The following is a 1,382-nucleotide window of genomic DNA, read 5'->3' as shown; positions in this document are numbered from 1 at the left end:
ACCCATGGCCGCATCTGACGTTCGCCGCACCAACCATCCACGCCCGGGCGCCGGGACAGAGAGAAGGCTCGCCCCTATCTCTTTGCCCCGGCGCCCGTTGCCGTGTCCTGGTGGGCCGGTCGCGCGATAAGTTGCTGCCTGTGCTTGAGACGCTCGGCCTCGGCCCGACCGCTGGAGTGCTGCCCCACGCAGGTTCGCGGTGGTCGTTCAGGAAGGCTGGACCGCGTCGAAGAGGGCGAGGGCCTGGGCGGGGTCGGGGCTCACCAGGCGTTCCAGGCCGGCCGTCGTGATGCCCGCCCACCGGCCGGCCCGCGCCCACATCTGCTCCTCGAAGGCACGGACGGCCGCGTCCAGGTCCGGGGGGCCGGCGGCGATGTCCTCGGCGAGTTCGGCGCCCTCCAGCATCGCGAGGTTCGCGCCCGCCCCCAGCGGCGGCATCAGGTGGGCGGCGTCACCCAGCAGCGTCACTCCGCGGACATGGGCCCAGGTGTGGTCCACTGGCAGGGTGTAGAGAGGGCGCCGGACGAAGGCCGTGCCGTGCCGGAGGAGTTCGAGGACGGGAGCGGCCCAGCCGTCGAACAGGGCCAGCAGCGCTGCCCGTACGGCCCCGGCGTCAGCGTTGGTTTCAGCGGCGCCGTCGGCCGGGTGCAGGTCCGGCTCCGTGCGGTACTGCGCGTAGACCTTGACGTGACCGCCGCTGTTGCGCTGGGCGACGAGGGCGCGGTTCACCCCGTACACAGCCACCGAGCCGTCCCCGACCAGCCGGGCGAGGTCGGGGTGGCGGGTATCGATGTCGTCCAGAGAGGTTTCCACCAGGGTGACACCGGTGTACCGCGGCGTCACGGTTGAGACCGCCGGGCGGACCCGGGACCAGGCGCCGTCGGCGCCGACCACCAGGTCGAATGTCTCCTGCCGCCCGTCCGCGAAACGGACGAGGGCCCCGTCACCGTCTTGCGGCACGACCTGCGTCACGGCCCGGCCCCACTGCACGTCCACCGGCCTCAGCAGCAGGTCACGGAGCTGTCCGCGGTCGATCTCGGGGTTGGCCCGCTCCCCCGGGTCAGGTTGCCAGTCGCGCAGGACGGTTCCGTCGGTGGCCAGGATGCGCATCGCCTGCCCCTCGGGGCGCGACAGCGTCCAGAACTCCTCCAGGACCCCTGCCTTCTCCAGCGCCAGCTGGCCAAGGCCCTCGCGCAGATCCAGCGTGCCGCCCGCCGGCCGGGTATCACGGCCGGTATCGCGCTCCAGGACCGTGACGGGGTGGCCGTGACGGTGCAGGACACGGGCGAAGGCAAGGCCGGCCGGTCCGCTGCCGACCACGGCGATACGTCGTCTCATGTCGATACACTGTATTGAATCGCTACAGTGCATCGCAACAGTAC

General features: G+C 71.8%; 1 protein-coding gene. It reads right to left on the bottom strand.

What is annotated here, in order from left to right; all coding sequences use genetic code 11:
* Positions 1-207 precede the first annotated feature (207 nt).
* Positions 208-1,338: an FAD-dependent oxidoreductase gene (locus tag ACQKIP_RS45410; RefSeq protein ID WP_365853546.1), complete on the bottom strand. Its 1,131-nt coding sequence runs from the start codon at positions 1,336-1,338 to the stop codon at positions 208-210.
* Between the last annotated feature and the right edge of the window lie 44 nt (positions 1,339-1,382).

Origin of the sequence: Streptomyces sp. NPDC059900, assembly GCF_050270335.1 — a bacterium.
GTDB lineage: Bacteria > Actinomycetota > Actinomycetes > Streptomycetales > Streptomycetaceae > Streptomyces.
The sequence above is the reverse complement of the archived record's forward strand: the minus strand, read 5'-3'. Positions and strand labels throughout refer to the sequence as shown.

Coding starts and splice junctions, on each gene's coding strand:
- ACQKIP_RS45410 (WP_365853546.1), bottom strand. CDS start 1,338: ATGAGACGACGTATCGCCGTGGTCGGCAGCGGACCGGCCGGCCTTGCC.